At 73.8% G+C, this 23,993-nt stretch carries 19 protein-coding genes, 1 pseudogene and 1 riboswitch; of the genes and pseudogenes, 5 read left to right on the top strand and 15 right to left on the bottom strand.

Going from position 1 to position 23,993, the window contains the following annotated elements:
• Positions 1-1,134 (top strand): D-alanyl-D-alanine carboxypeptidase family protein (locus ACFQ11_RS07235; RefSeq protein WP_378297126.1); only part of this gene is annotated, 1,134 nt, incomplete at its 5' end.
• 242 nt (positions 1,135-1,376) lie between these two features.
• Here the strand turns inward: ACFQ11_RS07235 and ACFQ11_RS07230 are convergent.
• The 3 genes and pseudogenes from ACFQ11_RS07230 to trpS form a co-directional block, all read right to left on the bottom strand.
• A pseudogene (locus tag ACFQ11_RS07230) lies at positions 1,377-2,204 on the bottom strand (YihY/virulence factor BrkB family protein); the annotation flags it as partial.
• A 137-nt stretch (positions 2,205-2,341) separates the two neighbouring features.
• Positions 2,342-3,025, bottom strand: a complete 684-nt coding sequence (locus ACFQ11_RS07225) for a 2'-5' RNA ligase family protein (RefSeq protein WP_378297125.1) — start codon at positions 3,023-3,025, stop codon at positions 2,342-2,344.
• A complete protein-coding gene (gene trpS / locus ACFQ11_RS07220) occupies positions 3,015-4,079 on the bottom strand; it encodes a tryptophan--tRNA ligase (protein WP_378297130.1) in 1,065 nt (354 codons plus the stop codon). Before trpS ends, ACFQ11_RS07225 begins: the two co-directional genes overlap by 11 nt.
• A 199-nt stretch (positions 4,080-4,278) precedes the next feature.
• On the opposite strand from trpS, the gene galE reads away from it, so the two are divergent.
• Entirely contained in the window at positions 4,279-5,235 is a 957-nt protein-coding gene (gene galE, locus ACFQ11_RS07215) for a UDP-glucose 4-epimerase GalE (protein WP_378297124.1), read from the top strand.
• Positions 5,232-6,401, top strand: a complete 1,170-nt coding sequence (galK, locus tag ACFQ11_RS07210) for a galactokinase (RefSeq protein WP_378297122.1) — start codon at positions 5,232-5,234, stop codon at positions 6,399-6,401. The genes galE and galK overlap by 4 nt, the downstream gene beginning before the upstream one ends.
• Before the next feature lie 45 nt (positions 6,402-6,446).
• On the opposite strand, the gene ACFQ11_RS07205 is transcribed toward galK, so the two are convergent.
• The 5 genes from ACFQ11_RS07205 to ACFQ11_RS07185 all read right to left on the bottom strand — a co-directional run bounded on the left by ACFQ11_RS07205 (position 6,447) and on the right by ACFQ11_RS07185 (position 14,199).
• Positions 6,447-9,176, bottom strand: a complete 2,730-nt coding sequence (locus ACFQ11_RS07205; protein WP_378297121.1) for a hypothetical protein — start codon at positions 9,174-9,176, stop codon at positions 6,447-6,449.
• A complete protein-coding gene (locus tag ACFQ11_RS07200) occupies positions 9,166-10,917 on the bottom strand; it encodes an HSP90 family protein (RefSeq protein ID WP_378297120.1) in 1,752 nt (583 codons plus the stop codon). Before ACFQ11_RS07200 ends, ACFQ11_RS07205 begins: the two co-directional genes overlap by 11 nt.
• A 160-nt stretch (positions 10,918-11,077) precedes the next feature.
• Positions 11,078-12,067, bottom strand: coding sequence for a malate dehydrogenase (locus tag ACFQ11_RS07195; RefSeq protein WP_378297119.1), 990 nt, complete (start codon positions 12,065-12,067; stop codon positions 11,078-11,080).
• Positions 12,068-12,429: 362 nt separating this feature from the next.
• A complete protein-coding gene (locus tag ACFQ11_RS07190) occupies positions 12,430-13,650 on the bottom strand; it encodes an NADP-dependent isocitrate dehydrogenase (RefSeq protein WP_378297118.1) in 1,221 nt (406 codons plus the stop codon).
• 120 nt (positions 13,651-13,770) lie between these two features.
• Positions 13,771-14,199: a DUF3017 domain-containing protein gene (locus ACFQ11_RS07185; RefSeq protein ID WP_378297117.1), complete on the bottom strand. Its 429-nt coding sequence runs from the start codon at positions 14,197-14,199 to the stop codon at positions 13,771-13,773.
• 166 nt (positions 14,200-14,365) lie between these two features.
• Here ACFQ11_RS07185 and ACFQ11_RS07180 point away from each other — a divergent pair, with 166 nt between their 5' ends.
• Complete coding sequence (locus ACFQ11_RS07180; RefSeq protein ID WP_378297116.1) at positions 14,366-15,067, top strand: FHA domain-containing protein; 702 nt, start codon at positions 14,366-14,368, stop codon at positions 15,065-15,067.
• Positions 15,068-15,124: 57 nt separating this feature from the next.
• Here ACFQ11_RS07180 and ACFQ11_RS07175 read toward each other — a convergent pair whose 3' ends face one another.
• From ACFQ11_RS07175 to purN, 4 genes are all read right to left on the bottom strand, one after another.
• A complete protein-coding gene (locus tag ACFQ11_RS07175) occupies positions 15,125-15,973 on the bottom strand; it encodes a bifunctional methylenetetrahydrofolate dehydrogenase/methenyltetrahydrofolate cyclohydrolase (protein WP_378297114.1) in 849 nt (282 codons plus the stop codon).
• A gap of 30 nt (positions 15,974-16,003) precedes the next feature.
• A riboswitch (ZMP/ZTP riboswitch) is annotated at positions 16,004-16,089 on the bottom strand.
• Between the two features lie 153 nt (positions 16,090-16,242).
• The gene (locus ACFQ11_RS07170; protein ID WP_378297112.1) at positions 16,243-16,422 is read right to left on the bottom strand and encodes a hypothetical protein; all 180 of its coding nucleotides are present in this window, start codon (positions 16,420-16,422) and stop codon (positions 16,243-16,245) included.
• A 92-nt stretch (positions 16,423-16,514) separates the two neighbouring features.
• On the bottom strand, positions 16,515-18,080 hold the full coding sequence (gene purH / locus ACFQ11_RS07165; RefSeq protein WP_378297111.1) for a bifunctional phosphoribosylaminoimidazolecarboxamide formyltransferase/IMP cyclohydrolase: 1,566 nt from the start codon (positions 18,078-18,080) through the stop codon (positions 16,515-16,517).
• Positions 18,077-18,745, bottom strand: coding sequence for a phosphoribosylglycinamide formyltransferase (purN, locus tag ACFQ11_RS07160; protein ID WP_378297109.1), 669 nt, complete (start codon positions 18,743-18,745; stop codon positions 18,077-18,079). The genes purH and purN overlap by 4 nt, the downstream gene beginning before the upstream one ends.
• Before the next feature lie 114 nt (positions 18,746-18,859).
• Between purN and ACFQ11_RS07155 the strand changes: the two genes are divergently transcribed.
• On the top strand, positions 18,860-19,819 hold the full coding sequence (locus ACFQ11_RS07155; RefSeq protein WP_378297108.1) for a hypothetical protein: 960 nt from the start codon (positions 18,860-18,862) through the stop codon (positions 19,817-19,819).
• A 33-nt stretch (positions 19,820-19,852) separates the two neighbouring features.
• Here the strand turns inward: ACFQ11_RS07155 and ACFQ11_RS07150 are convergent, their stop codons facing one another.
• From ACFQ11_RS07150 to sucC, 3 genes are all read right to left on the bottom strand, one after another.
• On the bottom strand, positions 19,853-21,757 hold the full coding sequence (locus tag ACFQ11_RS07150) for a cell division protein PerM (RefSeq protein ID WP_378297106.1): 1,905 nt from the start codon (positions 21,755-21,757) through the stop codon (positions 19,853-19,855).
• 130 nt (positions 21,758-21,887) lie between these two features.
• The gene (sucD, locus tag ACFQ11_RS07145) at positions 21,888-22,775 is read right to left on the bottom strand and encodes a succinate--CoA ligase subunit alpha (protein ID WP_378297104.1); all 888 of its coding nucleotides are present in this window, start codon (positions 22,773-22,775) and stop codon (positions 21,888-21,890) included.
• Between the two features lie 2 nt (positions 22,776-22,777).
• A complete protein-coding gene (sucC, locus tag ACFQ11_RS07140) occupies positions 22,778-23,956 on the bottom strand; it encodes an ADP-forming succinate--CoA ligase subunit beta (protein ID WP_378297102.1) in 1,179 nt (392 codons plus the stop codon).
• Positions 23,957-23,993 lie beyond the last annotated feature (37 nt).

The following is a 23,993-nucleotide window of genomic DNA, read 5'->3' as shown; positions in this document are numbered from 1 at the left end:
GCGCCGCCCGTCCCCGCGCGGGCCGCGCCCGGACGTCCGGCGGCGGAGCGGACGGCCGCGCCCGCGGACCCGGTCGGCGGGCCGCAGCTCGCCAGCCGCGGCATCGTCGTCGACGAGGCGCCGGGGGTGCCGGAACTCCCGAAGATCAAGGCGGCGTCGTACCTGATCGCCGACGGCGCCACCGGGGACGTGCTGGCCGCGAAGGACGCGCACGGGCACCACCTGCCGGCGAGCACGATCAAGGTGCTGACCGCCGCGGCGCTCGTCCCCCGCCTGGACGCCGACCGGCTCGTCCGCCCCTCGCAGGCGGCGTGCGACGTCGAGGGGACCAAGGTCGGCCTGACCCCGAAGATGAAGTACAAGGTCTCCGACCTCTTCTACTCGATGCTGATGATGTCGGCGAACGACTCGGCGGTCGCGCTCGCCGAGGCCAACGGCGGGGTGCCCAAGACGCTCGCCGACATGAACGCCTACGCCCGCAAGCTCAACGCGCTCGACACGGTGGCCGGGTCCACGAACGGGCTCGACAAGGACCTCGGCCTGAACGTCCGGACGCAGCACACCTCGGCGTACGACCTGGTGCTGATCCTGCGGGAGGGCATGAAGAACGCCGACTTCCGCGAGTACATCTCCCAGATCGACCACGACTTCCCGGCGCCGCCCACGAAGAAGCAGCGCGAGCAGGGCAAGAAGGGCGGCTACCCGATCCACACGCACAACCGGCTGCTGCCGGGCGAGCGGCACGAGTACCCGGGGATGCTCGGCGGCAAGAACGGCTACACGATCGCCGCCAAGCAGACGTACGTCGCCGCCGCGCAGCGGAACGGCCGCACCGTCTACATCTCGCTGATGGGCGCCGAGGTGCAGCCGTCCGAACTCGCCACGCAGCTCCTCGACTGGGGCTTCGCGGCGCAGGGCAAGGCGCGGCCGGTCGGGAGGCTCGCCGAGCCCGTCGGGGCCGAGAAGGAGGCCGCCGATCAGTCCGGCAACCTCCTGCCGGACGCGCCCCTGGCCTCGGACGACTCGTCGCGCACCTGGGTCGTGGTCGCGGGCGGCGCGGCGGGCGCCGTGCTCGCGGCCGGGACGCTCGTGCTGGTGCTGCGCCGCCGCAGGCGCGACGACCCGTTCTCGTAGGCCGCGCCGCCGGCACGTCCGCCCGTCCCGCGCTCGCCGGAACCGGGCTCGCCGTCGCGGGCCTCGTCACCGCCGGCCGCCCGCTCGTCCCGCTCGGTCTGCGCGGCGTGCTCTTCTTCTTCGGCCTGTTCGACTTCGTCGTAGGCTTCCGCCTCGGCCTCGGCGGTGATGACGACGCGGCGGGTGGCCGTCCAGCCCGCCACGTACAGGACGAACCGGGACGCGACGTTCATCCACACCATCAGCCCGACGAGGACGGCGAACGACGCGTAGACCGGGTTCTCGGTCGTGCGGCTGATCAGCAGGCTCGCGACCTGCTTGAGCACCTCGAAGCCGACCGCGCCGAACACCGCGCCGCCCGCGATGCTGCGCCACGGGGCGCGGGCGCCGGTCAGCCGGGTGAACAGCACCAGGAAGATCATGGCGTTGAACGACGTCGCGATCGTCAGCGAGAGCAGCCGCAGGGCGGTGCCCGCGCCGGTGACGTTCTCGAGGCCGAACCAGCCGAGCACGACCCCGGTCGCGGCGGTCGTCACGGTCGAGGTCGCGATGCCGCAGATGAGGATGACACCGAGCAGCGCGAGCACGGCGACGTCCCACAGCCGCAGCAGGACCGGGTTGCCGCCGCCGTCCGGCTCGTTGCCCCACATGTCGCGCAGCGACTCGCGGAGCGTGTTCACCCAGCCGAGCCCGGCGACGAGCAGGCCCGCGATGCCGATGACGCCGACGGCCGTCTTCGACTCGGCGACCTGCCGCACCTGGAGCTCCTCCGACAGGCCCGGCAGCAGCGAGTCGATCGCCTCGACGAAGTAGCCGCGCACCTCGTCGCTGACGCCGACCAGGTAACCGAGCAGCGCGTACGCGAGCGCGAGCAGCGGGAAGAAGGACAGGAAGCCGTAGCAGGTCAGGGCGGCGGCCAGGCGGTTGCCGTGCCGGTCCTGGTACCGCGCGAACGCGCGCACCTGGTGGTCCAGCCAGGGCCGGCGTGCGCGCTGGCGGTGCAACAGGTCTTTACCGTCGTTGAGGAGGGCCTCGCCCCGCTTTTGCACCTTGTTGATCACCTGCCGCATAAGCGCAACGTACCCGGCCGTGCACGCTCGAAAGCGGCCCGGGGGCGCCCGGTGCACGAACGTCGCGTCGCGCCGCCCGGATGCCCGCACGATCGGCGGGTGCCGCCCCGGCGGCCTGGCCTCGGGTGCGCGAGGCGCTACGGGGCGTCGGGGCCCTCGCGGCCGATCGCGGCGTCGCCGAAGAGGTAGTCGCGCTGCGGGCGCCAGACGCCGTCGCGGCCGTGCTCGTAGAGGGCGAAGCCCCACACGTCGAAGTCGGCGCGGAAGTCGGCGAGGTCCTTGAACGCGCGGTCCATGACCACGTCGGGCAGGTGGTGCGCGATCGTCACGTGCGGGTGGTACGGGAACGCGAGCGGACGTTCGAGGGGCCCCGACGAAACGCGCGCCTGGAGGCGTTCGCAGCCGCCGATCCCTTCGGCGAGGGCCACGAACACCACCGGAGAGACGGGGCGGAACGTTCCGCTGCCACGGAGCCGGATGACGAACGGGTGCTCCGCGCGGGCGATCGTCCGCAGGTGGTGGTCGATCAGGCCGAACGCGGCGGCGTCCACCTCCGTCGGCGGCAGCAGGGTGATGTGGGTGGGGATGGCGCCGGCGAGCGGGTCGCCGTAGGACGCGCGCCGCGCCTGCAGCCAGGACCCGAAGGGCTCGGGGACGGGGACGGCGACGCCGATGGTGCGGGCCTCCGGGTGGGCGGGGACGGCCCGCATGCCGCCCACGAAGGTGTCCGCGATCTGCCGGTCCGCGACCGGCCGCTCCGTGGCGCGTCCCGCGGAACCGGCGTCGCCGGCGCCGGGCGGGCGGGGCCGGTCAGCGGCCACGTCCCACGAATCCCACGCGTTCGCGCACGGTGTCCATCGTCCGTGCGGCGACCTTGCCGGCGCGCTCGGCGCCGAGCGCGAGGAGCCGGTCCAGCTCGGCCTCGTCGGCCAGCAGCTCCCGGGTGCGCTCCCGGATGGGGGTGAAGGTGTCGAGGACGGCCTGCGCGATGTCCTTCTTGAACTGCCCGTACCCGGAGTCGGCGTACCGCTTCTCCAGGTCGGGGATCGGGGTGCCCTCCAGCGCGGAGAAGATCCGCAGCAGGTTGGTGACGCCCGCCTTGTTCTCCTCGTCGTAGACCACCTCGGTGCCGGTGTCGGTGACCGCGCGCATGATCTTCTTGCGCATCGGGCCGGGCTCCTCGAGCACGTCGATGATCCCCTGCGGGGACGACGCCGACTTGCTCATCTTCGCGGTCGGCTCCTGCAGGTCGGTGATCTTCGCGGCGCCCTCGGGGATGAACGCCTCCGGCGGGACGAACGTGTCGCCGAACCGGTGGTTGAAGCGGTTCGCGAGGGTGCGGGTCAGCTCCAGGTGCTGCCGCTGGTCCTCGCCGACGGGGACCCGCAGGACGCGCTCGCCGTCCCCGGGCTCCGGCGAGTACAGCAGGATGTCGGCGGCCTGCAGGATCGGGTACGTGAACAGGCCCACGGTCGTGTTCGACTGGCCCTGCTTGGCGGACTTGTCCTTGAACTGGGTCATCCGCCCGGCCTCGCCGAACCCGGTGAGGCAGCCCAGCACCCACGCCAGCTCGGCGTGCTCGGGCACCTGGCTCTGCACGAAGACGGTGGCGCGCTCCGGATCGACGCCCATCGCGAGGAGCTGCGCGGCGGCGACCTTGCTGCGGCGGCGCAGGACCTCCGGGTCGTGCTCGACGGTGATCGCGTGGAGGTCGACGACGCAGTAGAACGCCTCGTGCGTGTCCTGCAGCGAGACCCACTGCCGCAACGCGCCCAGGTAGTTGCCGAGGTGGAACGAGTCGGCGGTGGGCTGGATCCCCGACAGGACGCGCGGCGCCGCGGCGGGGGCGGTGGTGGGGTCGAACGCTTCGGGCATGTGCACGGACCGATTCTCTCAGGTGTCTGCGGAGGCGCCGCGTCCGGCGGCGCCGCTGACCGCCCGCGGGACGTCGCCCCGCGCGTCCCGCCCATCATATTCGGCGTTCCGCGGACCGGACGGTGCCCGCTTCGGGTTGCGGATAGCCTGGACGGCACCCCCGCAGCGTCGCCCCACCGTCACCTCGAGGAGGCCGTTCGTGAAGCTGCTCGTCACCGGAGGCGCCGGCTACATCGGCAGCGTCGTCTCCGCACTGCTGCTGGAGGCGCACCACGAGGTCGTCGTCCTGGACGACCTGTCCACCGGGCACGAGGACGCCGTCCCGGCGGGCGCCCGGCTGGTGCGCGGCACCCTGCGGGAGCGGGCCGCCGACGTGCTCGGCGGCGCGGGGTTCGACGCCGTGCTGCACTTCGCCGCGAAGTCGCTGGTCGGCGAGTCGGTGCAGAACCCCGGCCTGTACTGGGACAAGAACCTCGGCGAGTCCCTCGCGCTGCTGGACGCGATGCGCGTCACGGGCGTCCCCCGGATCGTGTTCTCGTCGACGGCCGCGACCTACGGGGAGCCGGAGTCGACGCCGATCCTGGAGACCGACCCGACCCGGCCCACGAACCCGTACGGCGCGTCCAAGCTCGCGATCGACACGGCGCTCGCCGAGTACGCGCGGCTGCACGGCATCGGCGGCGTCTCGCTGCGGTACTTCAACGTCGCGGGCGCCTACGGCACGCTCGGGGAGCGGCACACCGTCGAGACCCACCTGATCCCGAACGTGCTGAAGGCCGCGGGCGGCGAGGGCGCCGAGCCGGTGAAGCTGTTCGGCGACGACTACCCGACGCCCGACGGCACCTGCATCCGCGACTACATCCACGTCGAGGACCTCGGGCGGGCGCACCTGCTGGCCCTCGACGCCTGCGAGCCCGGCGCCCACCGGATCTACAACCTGGGCAGCGGCACGGGCTACTCGGTGAAGGAGGTCGTGGACGTCTGCCGCGAGGTGACCGGCCGCGACATCCCGGCGGAGGTCGCGCCGCGCCGCGCGGGCGACCCGGCGGTGCTCGTGGCGTCGTCCGACCGGATCCGGGGCGAGCTGGGCTGGAAGCCGGAGCACGACCTGCGCGCCATGGTCGGCGACGCCTGGACCTTCATCCGCTCCCGGTGACCGCTCCCCCGGCGGCCGCCCCGCTCGCGGCCGCGTTCGAGAGCGCGTACGGGCGGGCGCCGGACGGCGTCTGGCGGGCGCCCGGCCGGGTCAACCTGATCGGCGAGCACACCGACTACAACGACGGCCTCGTGCTGCCGTTCGCCCTCGCGCAGGGCGTCACGGTCGCGGCGGCGCGGCGGGACGACGGGATCGTCGAGGCCCGCTCCCTGCGGGCGTCGGCCGCGCCGGTGACCGCACCCGTGGACGGCGGCCCGGTCACCGCCGAGGGCTGGCCGCGGGAACGCGCGTGGGCCGCGTACCCGGTCGGCGTCGCGCGGGTCCTGCACGGCGCCCTCGGGACGGGCGGCGCCTCCCTGCTGATCGACGCCGATCTGCCGGCGGGCGCCGGGCTGTCGTCGTCCGCCGCGCTGGAGTGCGCGACCGCCCTCGCCCTCTGCGACCTGCACGGCCGCGCCCCCGACCGCCGGGAGCTGGCGGCGCTGGCGCAGCGGGCGGAGAACGAGCAGGTCGGTGCCCCCTGCGGGATCATGGACCAGTCGGCGTCGCTGCTGTGCACGCCCGGCAACGCGCTGCTGCTGGACTGCCGCAGCGGCCTGTCCGGGCCGGTCCCGTTCGCGCCCGGCGACGCGGGCCTGACGCTGCTGGTCGTCGACACCCGCGCGAGCCATGACATCGGCGACGGCGGCTACGGGCGGCGGCGCGCCGAATGCGAGGAGGCCGCGGCGCTGCTCGGCGTCCCCGCGCTGCGCGACGTCGAGGACCTCGCGGGCGCGCTCGGGACGCTGCGCGACCCGGTACTGCGCCGCCGCGTCCAGCACGTCGTCACCGAGAACCACCGGGTGGAGGCCGCCGCCGGGCTGCTGCGCGCCGGGGCCGTCGCCGAGCTGGGCGCGATGCTGAACGCCTCGCACCTGTCGCTGCGGGACCAGTTCGAGGTGTCGTGGCCGCAGGCGGACGCCGCCGTGGACGCCGCACTGCGCGCGGGCGCCCGCGGCGGCCGGATGATCGGCGGCGGGTTCGGCGGCTCGGTGATCGTCCTCACCGCGGCCGACCGCGCCGACCGCGTCCGCGCCGCGATCACCGCCGCGTACGCCGACCGCGGCTGGACGGCGCCCGCCTTCCTGGACGCCGTCCCGTCCGCCGGTGCCCGCCGCGCCGCCTGACCGGCGAGAGCGGCGGCGGCCGGCGGGCAGGCACGCGGGCGCCGGTCAGGCGCCCGCGGAGCCGTCGTCGGGGTGCTCGCCGAGCGCGGCGGTGATCTGCGCGAGGAGGCCCTCGGCGTTGCGGGCCGCGTCCTCCTCGTCCAGCGAGCGGAAGCCCTCCGCGGCGGCGGACGCCCGCTCGGCGGCGGCCGGGAGCCGCCCGGTCTGCGCGAGCAGGCGGGCCGCGTCGAACGCGATCAGCGCGGTGTGCCAGATCCGCGCCGGTTCGTCCTCGGCGGGCAGGTCGGCGAGCGCGGCCCGGGCGTCCTCGATCCCGGCGTCGGCCGCGTCGGCGTCGCCGCTCCACAGCCTGCACATCGCGGCACGGCGCAGCGCGTTCACCCGGCCGTAGGGGTTCGCGGCCCGCCCGTACGCCTCGGCGGCCTCCGCGAACCGCTCGGCGGCGAGGGCGTCCCGGTCCAGGTTCGTCAGGACCTCGCCGGACTCGTCGAGGAAGTGCGCCCGCGCCTCCTCGTTCCCGTCCTGCGCGGCGAGCCCCGCCATGGCGGCGAACGCGTCCGCCGCGCCCGGCTCCCCCAGCTCCTTCTGCGCGTGCGCGATGATCAGCCGGCAGCGGCGTTCGGCGATCGGGTCGCCGTCCTCCCCGGCCACCCCGGCCAGGGCCTCCTCCGCGACCTCGGCCGCCTCCAGGTGCCGGCCGACGCCCATGTAGGCGGCGGCGAGGTCGACCCGCAGGCCGACGGCCGGTTCGTGCAGGCCCTCGGCGGTCCACGCCGCGACGCCTTCCACCAGGTCGGCGACGGCGTCGGCGGGACGGTCGGCGGCCAGCAGCGCCCGGCCGCGCTCCCCGTGCGCCGCCGCCCGCATCGGCCCCGCCACGGTCGGCACGGCGAGGACCTCGTCGAGCAGCGCGACGATCTCCTCCGAGGCGGCGTCCGACTCGCCGGCGGTCCGCCCGAGGACCTGCGCGAGCATCAGCGCCGCCGCGGCGGCCTTCTGCGGCTCGTCCTGCGCGCGGGCCCCGTCGAGGCTGCGCCGCAGCGCCTCCGCGCCCGCCGCGGCCTCGCCGCTGAGCACCAGCGCGCGGGCCCGGACGAAGTCGACGTCCGGGTCCCGGTCGGGCGCGTCCCCGGGGACGATCCGGTCGAGCGCGGCGAGCGCGTCCGCGGGCCGGTCCTGTTCGAGATGGCCGTCGGCGAGCCGCAGCAGCGCCGACACCAGGTACGCGTCCTCGGTCGGGTGCACGGCGAAGAAGTCGACGGCGGCCGTCAGGTCCGCCATCCCGTCCGGGTCGCCCGTGCCGACGCGGATCTCCCCCAGCCGGCTGAGCGTGCGGTGCCGCCGCTCCTGCTCGTCCAGGTCGGCGAACCGGCGGGCCGCCTCCGCCCACGCCGCGATCGCGCCCGCCGTGTCGCCCGCGACGGCCCGCTCGACGCCGCGCCCGTCCAGCCTGCGGGCCGCCTGCAGCGGCGTCGGCTCGACCTTCTCCGCGACGGCGTCGAACCGCCGCCACGCCGCGAACGTCCGGTCCATGTCGCGGCCGCTGCGGCGCCGGTCGGTGATGTCGAGCAGCTCGTCGAGATCGTCGATCGCCTCGACAGCCTCGACATCCCCGGCCGCCCCGGCGGCCCCGGCCAGGGACGGGGCGGCCGGCGGGCCCGCCGGGCGGCGGTGGTGCTCCGCCAGCGGCACGTACTCCACGACCGGCTCCGCCTCGATGATCGCCCGCACCCTGTCGCCCTGCCGCGACGTGCCGTTGCGCGCGTCGAACCGGGCCGCCAGCTCCGTCGCGAACGCCGCCAGCTCCGCGCGCAGCGCCAGCACCGGGACGCCCGCCGCCGCGCGGACGCCCGCGGCGGGCCGCCGCAGCGTCGCCGCCCCGTGCCCCGCCGCCGACGCCCGGCCCAGCACCAGCGCCGCCGACGCCGCGAACCGCATCGCCGCGTGCGGGTGCGGCGCCCGGTCCAGCCAGCCGAGGTGCCGCTCCACGATCTCCACCCCGCGCGCCTCGTTCCCGGTCAGCCCGCAGAACTCCAGATGCTCCCCGATGTCCGCGAGATCCGCGAGCTGCGTCCGGTGCACCCGGTACGCGCGTCGGTGCATCTCCGCGGCCTCCGCGTACCGTCCCGTCCGCAGATACACCTGCATGAGGCCCGACTGGACGCCCTGCGGCTGCTCCGAGCACGTCAGTTCGGCGTTCAGCACCGGCGCCGCGACCTCCAGCGCCTCGTCGTACCGGCCCGCGTCGAGCAACTGGTACAGCATCCCCGTCGGGTCGCAGCCCGCGCAGTCCGACAGCTCGTCGCGCTCCGCCGCCCGCCACTTCGCGAACCAGTCGAGCGCCGCCGGGTCCCCCACGTGCCGCGCCACCGCGCACCGGTAGTGGTAGACCGCCTGCAGGCTGTGCCCGCCCGCGCGGTACCTGCGCTCCATGTCGTCCAGCACCGCGTACGTCCGGTCCAGCGGGATCTCGGGGAACTTCGTGAGCGCGTTCACCACCGCCTTCATCTGCCACAGCAGCGAATGCGCCGCCCCGAACCGGCCCGGGTCGCGATCGTGGTCGGCGAGGGTCCGGCTGAACGTCGCGAACGCCTTCGCGGGCTCCCCGCCGTAGTGGTACGCGTTCGTCAGCGCGATCCGCACCCGGAACGCCAGCTCCTCATCGCCCGCCGCGTCCGCGCGGCGCAGCGCGTCCTCGACCAGGACGGTCCTCGCCTCCCCGTAGGGCAGCTCCTCCGCCCGCCGCATCAGCTCGTAGACGTCCTCAACGCTCACTGTGCCCCTCCGGGGTGTGGACGGCCCACTCCAGCAGGCCGATGAACGAACGGTTCAGCACGGCCGTGTCGGCGGGCCGCAGCGGATGGTGGCCGAGCAGCAGCGCCTGCCCGTACAGGGCCTGGACGGCGACCTCGACCGGGCCGCCGTCGCCGAGCGCGGTGATCCGCCTGGTCAGCGGGTTGCGATGGTTCAGCACGAGCTGCGGACGCTCGACCCCGACGGTGCCGCCGACGGCGCCGAGGACGTCCGCCCACAGCTCCCCCGCCTCCTCCTGCGCCCGCGTCAGCTCCTCCCGGAACCGCGCGTCGCGGGACGACAGGAACAGCGCGGGCAGCGACGCCGGATCGAAGTCGCGGACCACCACCTCGCAGCCCAGCCGCTCCACCGCCCGCTGCGCCGCCGCGAGGAACGGCCGCAGCGCCAGCTCCGCGGCCGGGTCGACCACCCCGAACGTCGTCACCAGCTCCGCCGCGTCCAGCCGCGCCGTCGCGATGTCCGGATCGATCGCCGGGAGCCGCTCGAGGATCTCCGCGTCGTGCACGTAACCGGCGTTCACCAGCCCCACGCCCTGCGCGCCCGCGACCGCCGACAGCCGCCGGAACTCGTCCACGCTCGTGGTGAACCGCCCGTCCGGATGCCGCCGCCGGAACTCCGACAGCGTCATCGGGCCCGCCGACGTCTCGTACTCCAGCCACCGGTCGACGATCCGCAGCATGTCGTCGTCGTGCAGCGCCATCGCCTTCACGCCCAGGTGATGCAGCCGCAGGAACCCCCGCAGGCGCGGCGGATCGGTCTCCGCCAGCGTCACCAGCCACTGCCGCAGCGCCTCCCCGAGCGCCTGCCGCGTCGCGTCCAGCAGCTCGTCCTCGTAGAGCGCCTCACGGCTCGCCGTGGGCCGCAGCTCCCCCGCGTCCACCACGCAGCGCGCGAAGAACGCCCACTCCGGCAGCAGCCCCTCGACGCCCTCCGCCAGCAGCATCCGCTTCAGGTACACGCGGTGCGCCGCCCGCGCCGTCGGCGCCACCGGCTGCGGCAGGACGAACGCCACGCCCGTCAGGCCCGCCTCCGCGACGCCCACGTCCACCACATCGAACGGCGTGAACCCGTACAGCTCCTCGCAGTACGCCTCCAGCGCCCGCCGCCGCGCCGCCGGATCCGGGTACGCCGCCCGCCACGGCGGCTCCCCCGTCACCGCGACACCGTCCACGGTCAGCTCGACCGGCAGCAGCGACCCGTACGTCCGCGCCAGCTCCGCCACCACCGGCGGGCTCAGCAGCTCCCCCGCCCCCGGACGCGCCCGCACCGTCACCGTCGTGCCCGGCTCGTCCCGCTCGCCCGGCTCCACCCGGTAGCTGCCCTCCGACCGGCCCGTCCACCGGACGGCCCCGCCGCCGCGCGCCGACCGCGTCACCACCTCGATCTCGTCCGCGACGAGGAACGCCGAAAGCAGCCCGATCCCGAACTGCCCCAGGAAGTCGTGCCGCGCGAACCCCAGCTCGTCCCGCTTCGACGACCGCCCGATGGTGGCCAGCAGCGTGTGCACCTCGTCCGCCGTCAGCCCGACGCCGTCGTCGTGCACCCGCAGCGCCCCGCCGCCGGTCTCCACCCGCACCCGGCCGCCCCCGTCGCCGCGCGCCGTGATCGCGTCCACCGCGTTCTGCAGCAGCTCCCGCAGATACACCCGCGGACTCGCGTACAGATGGCGGCTCAGCAGATCCACCACCCCGCGCAGATCCACCTGAAAGCCTGATCCGCCACCCGGTACCTCCCCGATCTCCCCTGACGAGCGGAGGACACCATAGCGAGGCTTTGCGACGTTTCGTGATCGATTACGACGCGAACGGGCCCCGGACCCCGCAAGGAGTCCGGGGCCCGCCCGGCGTGCGTGCGCTAGAAGATCAGATCAGGCCCAGCTTGCGGACCGCGTCCCGCTCCTCCGCCAGCTCGTTCACCGACGCGTCGATCCGGCCGCGCGAGAACTCGTCGATGTCCAGTCCCTGGACGATCTCCCACGCGCCGTCCTTCGTGGTGACCGGGAAGGACGAGATCAGGCCCTCGGGCACCCCGTACGACCCGTCCGACACCACGGCCATCGACGTCCAGTCGCCCTCGGCCGTCCCGTTCACCCACGTGTGCACGTGGTCGATCGCCGCCGACGCCGCCGACGCCGCCGAGGACGCCCCCCGCGCCTCGATGATCGCCGCGCCGCGCTTGGCGACCGTCGGGATGAAGTCGTCCTCGAGCCACTTCTGGTCGTTCACCACGGCCGCGGCGCTCTTCCCGCCGATCTCCGCGTGGAACAGGTCCGGGTACTGCGTCGCCGAGTGGTTGCCCCAGATCGTCATCTTCTTGATGTCGGCGACCGACACGCCCGCCTTCTTCGAGAGCTGCGCCAGCGCCCGGTTGTGGTCGAGTCGGGTCATGGCGGTGAACCGCTCCGCCGGGACGTCCGGGGCGTGCTGCTGCGCGATCAGCGCGTTCGTGTTCGCCGGGTTCCCGACCACCAGCACCTTCACGTCGTCCGCCGCGCCGGCGTTGATCGCCTCGCCCTGCGGCTTGAAGATCCCGCCGTTGGCCTCCAGCAGGTCACCGCGCTCCATGCCCTTCGTGCGCGGCCGCGCGCCGACGAGCAGCGCCACGTTCGCCCCCTGGAACGCCCGCGTCGCGTCGTCGAAGATGTCGATGCCCCGCAGCAGCGGGAAGGCGCAGTCGTCCAGCTCCATCGCGGTGCCCTCGGCGGCCTTCACCGCCTGCGGAATCTCCAGCAGCCGCAGCTTGACGGGTACGTCCGCGCCCAGCAGGTGCCCGGACGCGATGCGGAACAGCAGCGCGTAACCGATCTGGCCCGCGGCGCCGGTGACGGTGACGGTGACTGGGGTGCGAGTCATTGCCTCTTCTCTCCTGCTGTGACCTGACGGGGCCGCTGTCACCCGGAAAGGTCCGGGCGGCCCATCCCTGCGAACCCGACCGCCCAAGAGGCGCGCCACCGCGCGGGATCTCTCGCCGTCGAGATAGTTCACCCAGCAGGCTATACCGGACGCCCGGACGGACGGCGGGCAGGTGCGCCCACCGGCATCGTTCGTCCGCCCGGAAACGCGGAAGGCCGCCCCGGGATCCCCGGGACGGCCTTCACGCACGTCCTTCATCCCCGCGAGTCGCGGGGCCAACGGCCATCCCCCAGTAGCGGGGAGCATTCAATTGAACACTAACCGTTGATCTTCGCTGGTCTCACCTGTTCGGAGAAACGGGCTCAGCCGTTGATCTTCTTCTGGAGGTTGGTGTCGAGAGCCTCCAGGAAACCCTGCGTGGTCAGGAAGGGGGTCTCATTCCCGACCAAGAGTGCGAGGTCCTTGGTCATCTGGCCGCCCTCGACCGTCTCGACGCAGACTTCCTCGAGCTTGCGGGCGAAGCCGATGAGCTCGGGGTTGTTGTCGAGCTTGCCGCGGTGCTCGAGGCCGCGGGTCCAGGCGAAGATGGACGCGATCGGGTTGGTGGAGGTCGCCTTGCCCTGCTGGTGCTGGCGGTAGTGGCGGGTCACCGTGCCGTGCGCGGCCTCGGCCTCGACGGTCTTGCCGTCGGGGGTCATGAGGACCGAGGTCATGAGGCCGAGGGAGCCGAAGCCCTGCGCGAGCGTGTCGGACTGGACGTCGCCGTCGTAGTTCTTGGCGGCCCAGACGAACCCGCCCTCCCACTTCAGCGCCGCCGCGACCATGTCGTCGATCAGCCGGTGCTCGTACTCCAGGCCCTTGGCCTCGAACTCGGCCTTGAACTCGGTCTCGTAGATCTCCTGGAAGATGTCCTTGAAGCGCCCGTCGTAGGCCTTCAGGATCGTGTTCTTCGTGGACATGTACAGCGGCATCTCGCGGTTGAGGGCGTACCGCATGCTCGTCCGCGCGAAGTCGCGGATCGAGTCGTCGTAGTTGTACATGCCCATCGCGACGCCGCCACCGGGGAAGTGGGCGACCTCGAACTCCATGGGCTCGCCGCTGCCCTCGTCGGGCGTGTAGGTGATCGTCACCTTGCCGGGGCCGGGGACGACGAAGTCGGTGGCGCGGTACTGGTCGCCGTGGGCGTGCCGGCCGATGATGATCGGCTTGGTCCAGCCGGGGACGAGCCGGGGGATGTTCGAGCAGACGATGGGCTCGCGGAAGATCACGCCGCCGAGGATGTTGCGGATCGTCCCGTTCGGGGACCGCCACATCTTCTTCAGGCCGAACTCCTCGACGCGGGCCTCGTCGGGGGTGATGGTGGCGCACTTGACGCCGACGCCGTGCTCGCGGATCGCGTGGGCCGCGTCGATGGTGACCTGGTCATCGGTGGCGTCCCGATGCTCCATCCCCAGGTCGTAGTACCTCAGGTCCACGTCGAGGTAGGGCAGGATCAGCTGGTCCTTGATGAATTTCCAGATGATCCGCGTCATTTCGTCGCCGTCGAGTTCGACGACCGGGCCCGCTACTTTGATCTTGGGCATGCTGTTGCTGTCCCTTTCCTACACCTGGCCAGCAGTCCTTGTAAGGCTCAACTGGCTAGGCTATCCGAGCGGGTTCGGAGGTCTAGACCTCACCCCCGGCGCGGACCCGCAGGGCAGCGGCTATCCGGGTGGGCGGGCGCGGCGCCGGTTCAGCAGGAGCAGCAGGCCGCGGCCCGCCATCACGAGCGCGATCAGGACGCCGAAGGCGCCCGCGAGGACGAGCCCGGTCTTGTGCATCGGCGGGACGCTGAGGGAGACGAACGCGACCATCTCGCCGAGCAGGACGAGCGTCCAGCAGTCGACGGCGCGGCTGCGGACGGCGAGCATGCCGAGTTGCGACTCGGGCAGCAGGAGGCGGGCGAGGGCGCCGAGGAGCAGGGCGCCGGCGATGACGCCCGACCCCTTGCGGAAGTAGTCGAAGGACGCCAGCGTCAGGCCGGCGGCGACGCCGAGGAGCACCATCAGGTACGGCAGCCGGCCGAGCCAGTGCGGCGCGGCGGACCTCCCGCGCGGCGACCGCCGCCTGCGCCGGTGCACCTGAGTGGTCATGTCCACACCGTAGTCCCATTCCGGTCACGGCGGCGCCGAAGCGGCCCGAAACCCCTGCGCCATCGACCCTACTCGCCAGTAGGAGGGTGTGACGGCAGGGCGCCCGGGTAACCCGGACGACAGGGGTCGCTAACTAGCTGGGAGGACTGCCGTGGAGGGGCCGTTCATGCGGATCGAGGACAGCGGTGTGGTCATGCCGCTGCGCCCCGACGTCACGACGGTCGGGCGAGGGCGCGGAGTCGACGTCCGCCTCGACGACCCGAGTGTGTCCCGTTTGCACGCAGAGATCGTTCGGCGCGGCCCGTACGTCTACGTGGTCGACATGGGCCTGTCCCGCAACGGGACACGGGTCAACGGCCGGCCGATCGCACGCCGCGTCCTGGAGGACGGCGACGTCGTCACCTTCGGCACCGCGCGGTGCCGGATGGGGGGCATCCCCCGGGAGGAGGTCGACCCGGACGTCGAGCTGCGGCGGGCGGTCGCGCCGGAGCTCACGAGGCGCGAGGTCGATGTGCTGACCTCGTTGTGCCGGCCCGCCCTGTCGGACGAGGCGTTCGTCGCGCCCGCCACCGCCCGCGACATCGCAGGTGATCTCGTGGTGACGGAGGCGGCCGTCAAGCAGCACCTGCTGCGCCTGTACCAGAAGTTCCGTATCCCCGAGGGTCCCAACCGCCGCACCCGGCTCGCCAACGAGGTCATCGCGATGGGCCTCGTCCGGCCGCTGCCGCCGGTGCACGTCCCGCAGGGCCGTCCCCCGATGGACGGCGCCCGGCCGCCGGGCGTCCGTCCCGAGGCGCGCCGCCCGGCGCACGGCACGGCGCACGTCACCCGTCCGGCGCCCAGCACGGCGGGCAGGCGGGCGAGCTAGCGTTCACGGCCGCCCTCCGATCGGCGGCGCAACACCGGAGGGCGGCCGTGTTCCCGGTCAGAGGGAACGTTCCGCGGCTTCGACGACGTTCGCGAGGAGCATGGCGCGGGTCATGGGGCCCACGCCGCCGGGGTTGGGCGCCACCCAGCCGGCGACCTCGCGGACGTCGTCGGCGACGTCGCCCGCGAGCCTCCCGTCGATCCGGGAGACGCCGACGTCGAGGACGGCGGCGCCGGGCTTCACCATGTCGGCGGTGATGAGGCCGGGGACGCCGGCGGCGGCGACGACGATGTCGGCGGCGCGGGTGTGCGCGGCGAGGTCGCGGGTGCCGGTGTGGCAGAGGGTGACGGTCGCGTTCTCGGTGCGGCGGGTCAGCAGCAGGCCGAGGGAGCGGCCGACGGTGATGCCGCGGCCGACGACGGTGACCTCGGCGCCCTTGAGCGGGACGTCGAAGCGGCGCAGCAGCTCGATGATGCCCTTCGGGGTGCAGGGCAGCGGGCCGTCCTGCATGAGGACGAGCCGGCCGAGGTTCGTGGGGTGCAGGCCGTCGGCGTCCTTGGCGGGGTCGATGCGTTCGAGGACGCGCTTGTCGTCGAGGCCCTTGGGGAGGGGGAGCTGGACGATGTAGCCGGTGCAGGCCGGGTCGGCGTTGAGTTCGGCGACGGCGCGCTCCACCTCGTCCTGGGTGGCGTCGGCGGGCAGGTCGCGGCGGATGCTCTCGATGCCGACCTCGGCGCAGTCGCGGTGCTTCATGCCGACGTAGGAGTGGCTGCCGGGGTCGTCGCCGACGAGGACGGTGCCGAGCCCGACCGCGACGCCCTGCTTGCCGAGCGCCGTGACGCGTTCGGCGAGGTCCGCTCGGATCTCGGCCGCGGTCGCCTTGCCGTCCAGAATCTGTGCCGTCATGCGTGTGCCTCCGCGCTGATCTCGGCTGATCTCGGCCACCCAGGCGCGCGGTGTCCGGACTGTCGTTCGCTCCCCGGTGGTGATCCACCTTGCCCGCGCCAGTCGCGAACACCCATGGTAACGGGCCGGTGGGGCGCGGAAATCGGTGCCGAGTGGCCTGCCGGACGGTCGCGTCGGGGCATGGCGTTCCCGGTCATGGAGCGGTTCGGCGTACCCGTCGTGCGCGGGGCGCGATCGAGCGGCTGGGGGCGCCCTCGGACGCGCCTGCGTTAGGTGGCGTCGTCCTCGGAGCGGCGGGCGAGGACGCGGTCGGTGCCGTGCCAGCCGAGCCGGGCGGCGAGCATCGCGGCGAGCGCCGCGGCGACGAGCCCGATGACCTGCCGGGCGTCCAGCAGGAGGGCGTTCGCCTGGGAGACGGCGCTCAGCATGAGCATCGTGAGGGTGTCCATGGTGCCTTCCGTGGGGGACCGCGACGAGGTTACCCGCGGGGAAACGTAAAACGGCCCGGCGGCCTGGGCCGCCGGGCCGTTCGGTGCGCCCGTCAGTGGAAGAAGTGCCGGACGCCCGTGAAGTACAGGGCGATCCCGGCCTTCTCGGCCGCCTCGATCACCTTGTCGTCGTTGACGGACCCGCCGGGCTGGACGATCGCGCGCACGCCCGCGCTCGTCAGCACCTCCAGGCCGTCCGGGAACGGGAAGAACGCGTCGGACGCGCCGACGGCGGCGGCCGCGCGCTCCGCGCCCGCGCGCGACACCGCGAGCTTGGCGGAGTCGACCCGGTTGACCTGCCCCATCCCGACGCCGACGGTGGCGCCGTCGGCGGCCAGCAGGATCGCGTTCGACTTGACGGAACGGACCGCCCGCCACGCGAACGCCAGGTCGCGCAGGGTGGCCTCGTCGGCGGCCGCACCGGTCTTCAGCTCCCAGCCGGACGGGTCGTCGCCGGGGGCGTCGACGGCGTCGACGCCCTGCAGGAGCAGGCCGCCGTCGATGCGCCGGTACTCGGTCGCGCCCTTCGGGGCGTCCGGGCAGACGAGGAGGCGGACGTTCTTGAACCGGTCCTTGAGCACCGTGACGGCCTCGTCGTCGAACCCGGGGGCCACGACGACCTCGGCGAAGCTCTCGGTGACCTGCCGGGCCATCTCCGCCGTCACCGGGCGGTTCGCGGCGATGACGCCGCCGTACGCCGACAGCGGGTCGCAGGCGTGCGCCTTGCGGTGCGCCTCGGCGATGTCCGCGCCGACCGCGATGCCGCACGGGTTGGCGTGCTTGATGATCGCGACGGCGGGCTCGGCGAAGTCGTACGCGGACCGGCGCGCGGCGTCGGTGTCCACGTAGTTGTTGTACGACATCTCCTTGCCGTAGAGCTGCTCCGCGCCCGCGAGGCCGGTCTCGCCCGGCGCGCGGTACAGGGCGGCGCGCTGGTGCGGGTTCTCGCCGTACCGCAGGGTGTTCGAGCGTTCCCAGGTGGCGCCGAGGAAGTCGGGCCACCGCGTCCGCTCGGCGGTCTCGTCGGGCGCGTAGTCGGCGGCGAACCAGGACGCGACGGCCACGTCGTAGGACGCGGTGTGCGCGAACGCCCGGGCGGCGAGGCGGCGCCGCTCGTCCAGGGTGAAGCCGCCCGCCGCGACGGCCGCCAGGACGGCCGCGTAGCCGGACGGGTCGACGACGACGGCGACGCTCGCGTGGTTCTTCGCCGCGGCGCGCACCATCGTCGGGCCGCCGATGTCGATCTGCTCGACGCACTCGTCGGGCTTCGCGCCCGAGTTCACCGTGTCGGCGAACGGGTACAGGTTCGCGATCACCAGGTCGAACGGCTCGACGCCCAGGTCGTCGAGCTGCTGGAGGTGGTCGTCCTTGCGCCGGTCGGCGAGCAGGCCGGCGTGCACCCTCGGGTGCAGCGTCTTGACCCGCCCGTCCAGGCACTCGGGGAAGCCGGTGAGCTTCTCCACCTTCATGACCGGCACGCCGGCGGAGGCGATGCGCCCCGCCGTGGAGCCGGTGGAGACGATCTCCACTCCGGCCTCGTGCAGGCCCCGGGCGAGGTCTTCCAGCCCGGTCTTGTCGTACACGCTGATCAGCGCGCGCTTGATCGCCACCCGACTCACTCGGCCGAGCTCCCCTCGTTCATGGACGGACTGTCGGACGAATCCCTGCATGTGGTGCATTTCATGGAGACCCGCCTGCCCTTCGCGGTCCAGCCGTCGCGGGCGAGGCGTCCGACGACGTCGACGAGGAGCCTGCGCTCGACCTGCTTGATGCGCTCGTGCAGGGAGTCTTCGTCGTCATGCCAGCCCACGGAGACGGCCTCCTGGGCGATGACGGGTCCGGTGTCCACGCCTTCGTCGACGAAGTGCACGGTACAGCCCGTCACCTTCACCCCGTACGCCAGGGCGTCCCGAACGGCGTGGGCGCCGGGGAAGGACGGCAGCAGCGCGGGGTGCGTGTTCACGGTGCGCCCCCCGAACGCCGCCAGGAACCGGGGCCCGAGGATCTTCATGAACCCGGCGGACACCACCAGGTCGGGCTCGTGCTCGGCGATCGCCTCGGTGAGCGACGCGTCCCACTCCACCCGGGACGGGAAATCGGGGATGCGGCGGACGAAGGTCGGCAGCCCCGCCCGTTCCGCGCGTTCCACGCCGCCCGTCCCGGAGCGGTCCGCGCCCACGGCCACCACCTGCGCCCCGTAGGCTGGATCCGCGCACGCGTCGAGCAGCGCTTGTAGGTTGGTCCCCGCACCGGAGACGAGGACGACGAGCCGGGCGGACACCATGACTCCCTGGGTGGACGGTGGGGTTGTTTCGGCCACCACGAAGCCTATCGGCCCTGTTCGAGGTCCCCGTTGCGCGGCGTCCAGGATCGACTGCCCCCAGGCCAGGAGGAACGAGTGAGCGAGCAGCCGGGACATCCGGCCCCCGAGGGCGACCGGACGGACGGCCGACCCGCGGGCGCGTCCCCGGCGCAGCCGACGGCGGCGAACGGCGGCGAGGAGACCCCGGGACGCCCCGACCTCCCCGAGCGGACCGGTGCCCCCGATCCGGCACGGCGGCCGGGGCCGGCGGGGCCGTCCGGCCGGGAGGAGCCCCCGGGACGCCCGGACCTGCCCGAGCGGACCGGTGCCCCGGAACCGGCGCGGGAGCCCGAACCGGCCGGTCCGTCCGGCGAGGAGACACCGGGACGCGCCGACCTGCCCGAGCGGAGCGACACGCCGGAACCGGCGGAGCAGCCCGGACCGGCGGGCCCGCCCAGCCGCGAAGAGACCCCGGGACGCCCGGACCTGCCCGAACGCGCCGGGGGCCCCGAAGCCGCGCAGCGGCCCGGGGAGCCCGGGACGCCCGGACGGCCCGACCCGCCGGAGCGGGCCGGTGGCGAGGAGCCCCCGTGGCGGCAGGCGCAGGGGCCGCAGCAGGGGCCCCCGCAGAACCCGTGGGGACGGCCGCAGGGGAAGCCGGGGCCGCGGCCGGGCGAGCGGAGCAGCTGGCGGGCCCTGTGGCTCGGCGGTCTGGCGCTGCTGACCGCGTTCTTCTTCTACCCGCTGGGCCTCGTGGTCGGCGTCGCGGCGGTGGTCGTGGGCGTCCGGTCCCGGCGGACGGCGCGGCGCGAGCACGGGTCGGCCCCGGGGGCCGTGGCGGGGATCGTCCTGGGCTCGATCGGGCTGGTGCTGGCGTCGCTGTCGGTCGCGCTGACGGCGTTCCTGTGGACGGAGCTGAGCGGCTACCAGTCGTGCGTCGGCTCGGCCAACACCGGGATCGACCGGCAGGCGTGCCAGGACGAGTGGTTCCCGAAGATCGAGGACAAGATGGGGCTGCCCGAGGGCAGCATGGACGAGTACGGCGACCTGCTCTGACTCACCTCCTGCGCCGGGTCCCCCTGCGCCGGCTCACTCGGGGCGGGGCTCGTTGCGCAGCACGTAGATCGCCCCGCCCCGGTTCTCGGTGCGCTCCGACCCCTGTGGCTCCGGCGCCTGTTCCGGCCCGTGCGGTTCCGGCCCGTGCTGTTCCCGCGCGTGCGGTCCCGGCGCGGGCGGCTCCGCGCGGGGTGCGGGGACGGGCTCGTCCGGTTCCTCGTCGACGATGTGGCCCTCGACGACCACCGTGCCCGGTTCGGGGGCGGGGACCGGTTCGTCCGCGGAGGCCGCGGGGGGCTCGGGCTCGGGGGCCCGGCGGCGGCGGCGCGGCGTGAGGACCGGTTCGGCCTCCTCGAACTCCAGCGGCCCGGGCGCGTACGGGGAACGCGGCGGCTCCGGCGGCGCGTCCGGGACGGGCGCGGTCCGCGGGGCCACGAGGGTCTCGGTGGTCTGAGTGGTCTCGGTGGTCTGAGTGGTCTCGGTGGTCTGAGTGGTCTCGGTGGTCTGAGTGGTCTCGGTGGTCTCCGCCGCCTCGGCGGCGGGCGCGGCCTTCGCCGCCTTCGAGGGCCGGGCCGTGCGGCGGGGGCGGCGGCGCGGGACGTCCGCGGGGTCGGCGGCGCGGCGGGTCAGCCGCCAGTTCGCCCACCACGCGACGATCGCGGCGGAGACGCCGACCTCGAGGGTGGCCATCAGCCCGACCTGCCACGGGGAGGGGCCCACGGTCGCCATCCGCTCGCCGCCGAGGGGACCGCCGGAGAGGGCGGCCAGCAGCGCCGCCACGACGCCCGTGAGGGCGCCCGACACGAAGCCCCACAGCGGGGCCGCCTCGTTCGCGTCGCTCGGCGCCGACCGGACGGTCAGCGCGCCGCCGACGGCGCCCGCGACGAACGGGGCGGCGAGGGCCAGCAGGGACGCCGCCGGGGCCGGGCCGGGCTCGGGGAGCGCGGCCAGCGGCGGGAACGCCGGGACGACGTCGAGGTACACGCCGGTCGGGGACACGGTCGTGCCCGCGCCGACCGAGAACCCGGGCCCGATCGCGTACGACATGCCCCAGATGACGGCGTTCGGGAGGAACGCGAGTTCGACGAGGAGGATCAGGACGCCGCCGACGATGCCCGGGCCGAGCATGTCGTAGAGGTGCTCGGCGTCCTCCAGGTGCAGGGCCAGCGACACCGCGACGAGCAGCGCGCCGGACGCGAGCAGCACGGCCGTCGAGCCCGCGACGCCGATCACCAGGGAGCGGGCCCGGTCGGGCAGGAGGCGCAGCAGGGCGCCGAGTCCCGAGCGGACGCGGCGTCCCCGCGCCTCCGCCGCCACCTGCGCGGCGACGACGGCGCGCGCGGCGCCCAGCCCGCCCGCGACGACCGCGACGGTGCAGCACGCGACGAGGGCCTGCCAGGCGGACGGGCGCATCGTGGGGCCGGTCGCGGCCAGGGCGAGCGCTCCGCCGAGCGCCGCGTACGGCGCGGCGAGCGACACCGCGACGCGGGCGACGGCGACGCGGGGCCGGTCCGGCAGCCCGATCCCGCGGATCATCCACGCGCCGCCCCGGTACAGCAGCGCGCCGGGCAGGATCAGGACGCCGAGCGGCAGCAGCCCCACGCGCCCGTGCCCGGTGGAGAACCCGGCGTGGTGCGAGATCAGCCAGAAGTTCACGGCCGTCCGGAACACCCCGGGGAGCCCGTTGCCGAACGCCGTGCGGGGCGCGGCGATCCACCCGATGAGGGTGATCGTGGTGAGCACCGCGAGGCCGATGCCGATGCACCACAGCGCCGCGACGAGCCCCGACACCGGCAGCGGACGTCCCGTTCCGCCGCGCGGCCGCCCGGGCCCGCCGCGCCGCTTCTCCGGCCCGCCCCGGGCGTGCCGCCGCTCCGCCGCTTCCGGGCGCGCGCCCCGGGACGTCTCGCCGCGCTCTCGGGCCCTCGCATCGCTCACCCGCCCATGCTGGCACCCCCGCCGCGCCGGTCCCGCCCGCCCGCCCGGCGTGTCGTCTTTGTCGTCCGGGACGCGAAAGACGCCCGGGCCGTCGGGCGGCTCGGGCGTCTTTCGGGGTCCGGTCGGGTGATCAGAGGTTCTTCATGACCTCGCGCATGAGGCGGGCGGTCTCGCTGGGGGTCTTGCCGACGCGGACGCCGACCTTCTCCAGCGCTTCCTTCTTCGCCTCCGCGGTGCCGGACGAACCGGACACGATGGCGCCGGCGTGGCCCATCGTCTTGCCCTCGGGGGCGGTGAACCCGGCGACGTAGCCGACGACCGGCTTGGTCACGTTCTGCTCGATGTAGGCGGCCGCGCGCTCCTCGGCGTCGCCGCCGATCTCGCCGATCATGACGATGGCGTCGGTCTCGGGGTCGTCCTGGAACGCCTTGAGGGCGTCGATGTGGGTCGTCCCGATGATCGGGTCGCCGCCGATGCCGACGCAGGTGGAGAAGCCGATGTCGCGCAACTCGTACATCATCTGGTACGTCAGCGTGCCGGACTTCGACACCAGGCCGATGCGGCCGGGCGTGGTGATGTCGGCGGGGATGATGCCCGCGTTCGACTTGCCGGGGGACGCGATGCCGGGGCAGTTCGGCCCGATGATGCGGGTCTTGCCGCCCTTGGACTCCGCGTACGACCAGAAGAAGGCCGTGTCGTGGACCGGGATGCCCTCGGTGATGACGACGCAGAGCGGGATCTCGGCGTCGACCGCCTCGACGACGGCGTCCTTGGTGAACTTCGGCGGGACGAACACGACGGAGACGTCCGCGCCGGTCTCGGCCATCGCCTCGGCGACGGTGCCGAACACCGGGAGGGTCGTGCCGTCGAAGTCGACGGACTGCCCGGCCTTACGGGCGTTCACGCCGCCGACGACGTTGGCGCCGGAGGCGAGCATCCGGCGGCCGTGCTTGGTGCCCTCGGAGCCGGTGATGCCCTGAACGATGATCTTGCTGTTCTCGGTGAGCCAGATGGCCATGCTCATGCACCTGCCGCTGCGAGTTCCGCGGCGCGCTTGGCCGCGTCGTCCATGGTGTCGACCTGCTGCACGCCGTTCAGGCCCGCGTCCGTGAGGATCTTGCGGCCGAGGTCGGCGTTGTTGCCGTCCAGCCGGACGACCAGCGGGCGGTTGACGGTCTCGCCGCGGTCGGCCAGCAGCTTGTAGGCCGTGACGATGCCGTTGGCGACGGCGTCGCAGGCGGTGATGCCGCCGAAGACGTTGACGAACACCGACTTGACGTCGGGGTCGGACAGCACGATCTCCAGGCTGTCGGCCATGACCTCGGCGGACGCGCCGCCGCCGATGTCGAGGAAGTTGGCCGGCTTCTGGCCGCCGAACTCCTCGCCGGCGTACGACACGACGTCGAGGGTGGACATGACGAGGCCGGCGCCGTTGCCGATGATGCCGACGCTGCCGTCCAGCTTGACGTAGTTGAGGTCCTTGGCCTTGGCGGCGGCCTCCAGCGGGTCCGCGGCGGCCTTGTCCTCGAGCTTCTCGTGCTCCTGCCGGAACGAGGCGTTGTCGTCCAGGGTGACCTTGCCGTCGAGCGCCTTCACCTGGCCGTCGGCGGTGAGGATCATCGGGTTCACCTCGACGAGGCTGGCGTCCTCGTCGGTGAACACGGCCCACAGGCGCTCGATGAGCTCGGCGGCGCCGTCGAGGGCCTCCTGCGGGAGGCGGCCCTGCTCGGCGATCGCGCGGGCCCTGGCGCGGTCGACGCCGTCCTGCGGCGAGATCGGCACCATGGCGAGCCGGTCGTGCGGCACCTCCTCGATCTCCACGCCGCCCTCGACGGAGCAGATGGACAGGAAGGTCCGGTTGGCGCGGTCGAGCAGGAACGAGAAGTAGTACTCCTGCGCGATCGCGCTGCCCTCCTCGATCAGGACCTTGTGGACCGTGTGGCCCTTGATGTCCATGCCGAGGATCTGGGTGGCGAGCTCCTGGGCCTCGTCGGCGGTGTCGGCGAGCTTCACGCCGCCGGCCTTGCCGCGGCCACCGGTCTTCACCTGGGCCTTGACGACGACCTTCGAGCTCCCCGCGGCGAACAGCTCCGCCGCGATGGCCCGGGCTTCCTGGGGAGTATGGGCGACCTTGCCGGTGGGCACCGGTACCCCGTACTCGGCGAAGAGTTCCTTCGCCTGATGTTCGAACAGGTCCACGAGGCTTCCTTTTACGGATTGACAGCCAAACGACGAC

It is taken from the genome of Actinomadura sediminis (genome assembly GCF_042675525.1).
Classification (GTDB): Bacteria; Actinomycetota; Actinomycetes; order Streptosporangiales; family Streptosporangiaceae; genus Spirillospora; species Spirillospora sediminis.
The sequence above is the reverse complement of the archived record's forward strand: the minus strand, read 5'-3'. Positions and strand labels throughout refer to the sequence as shown.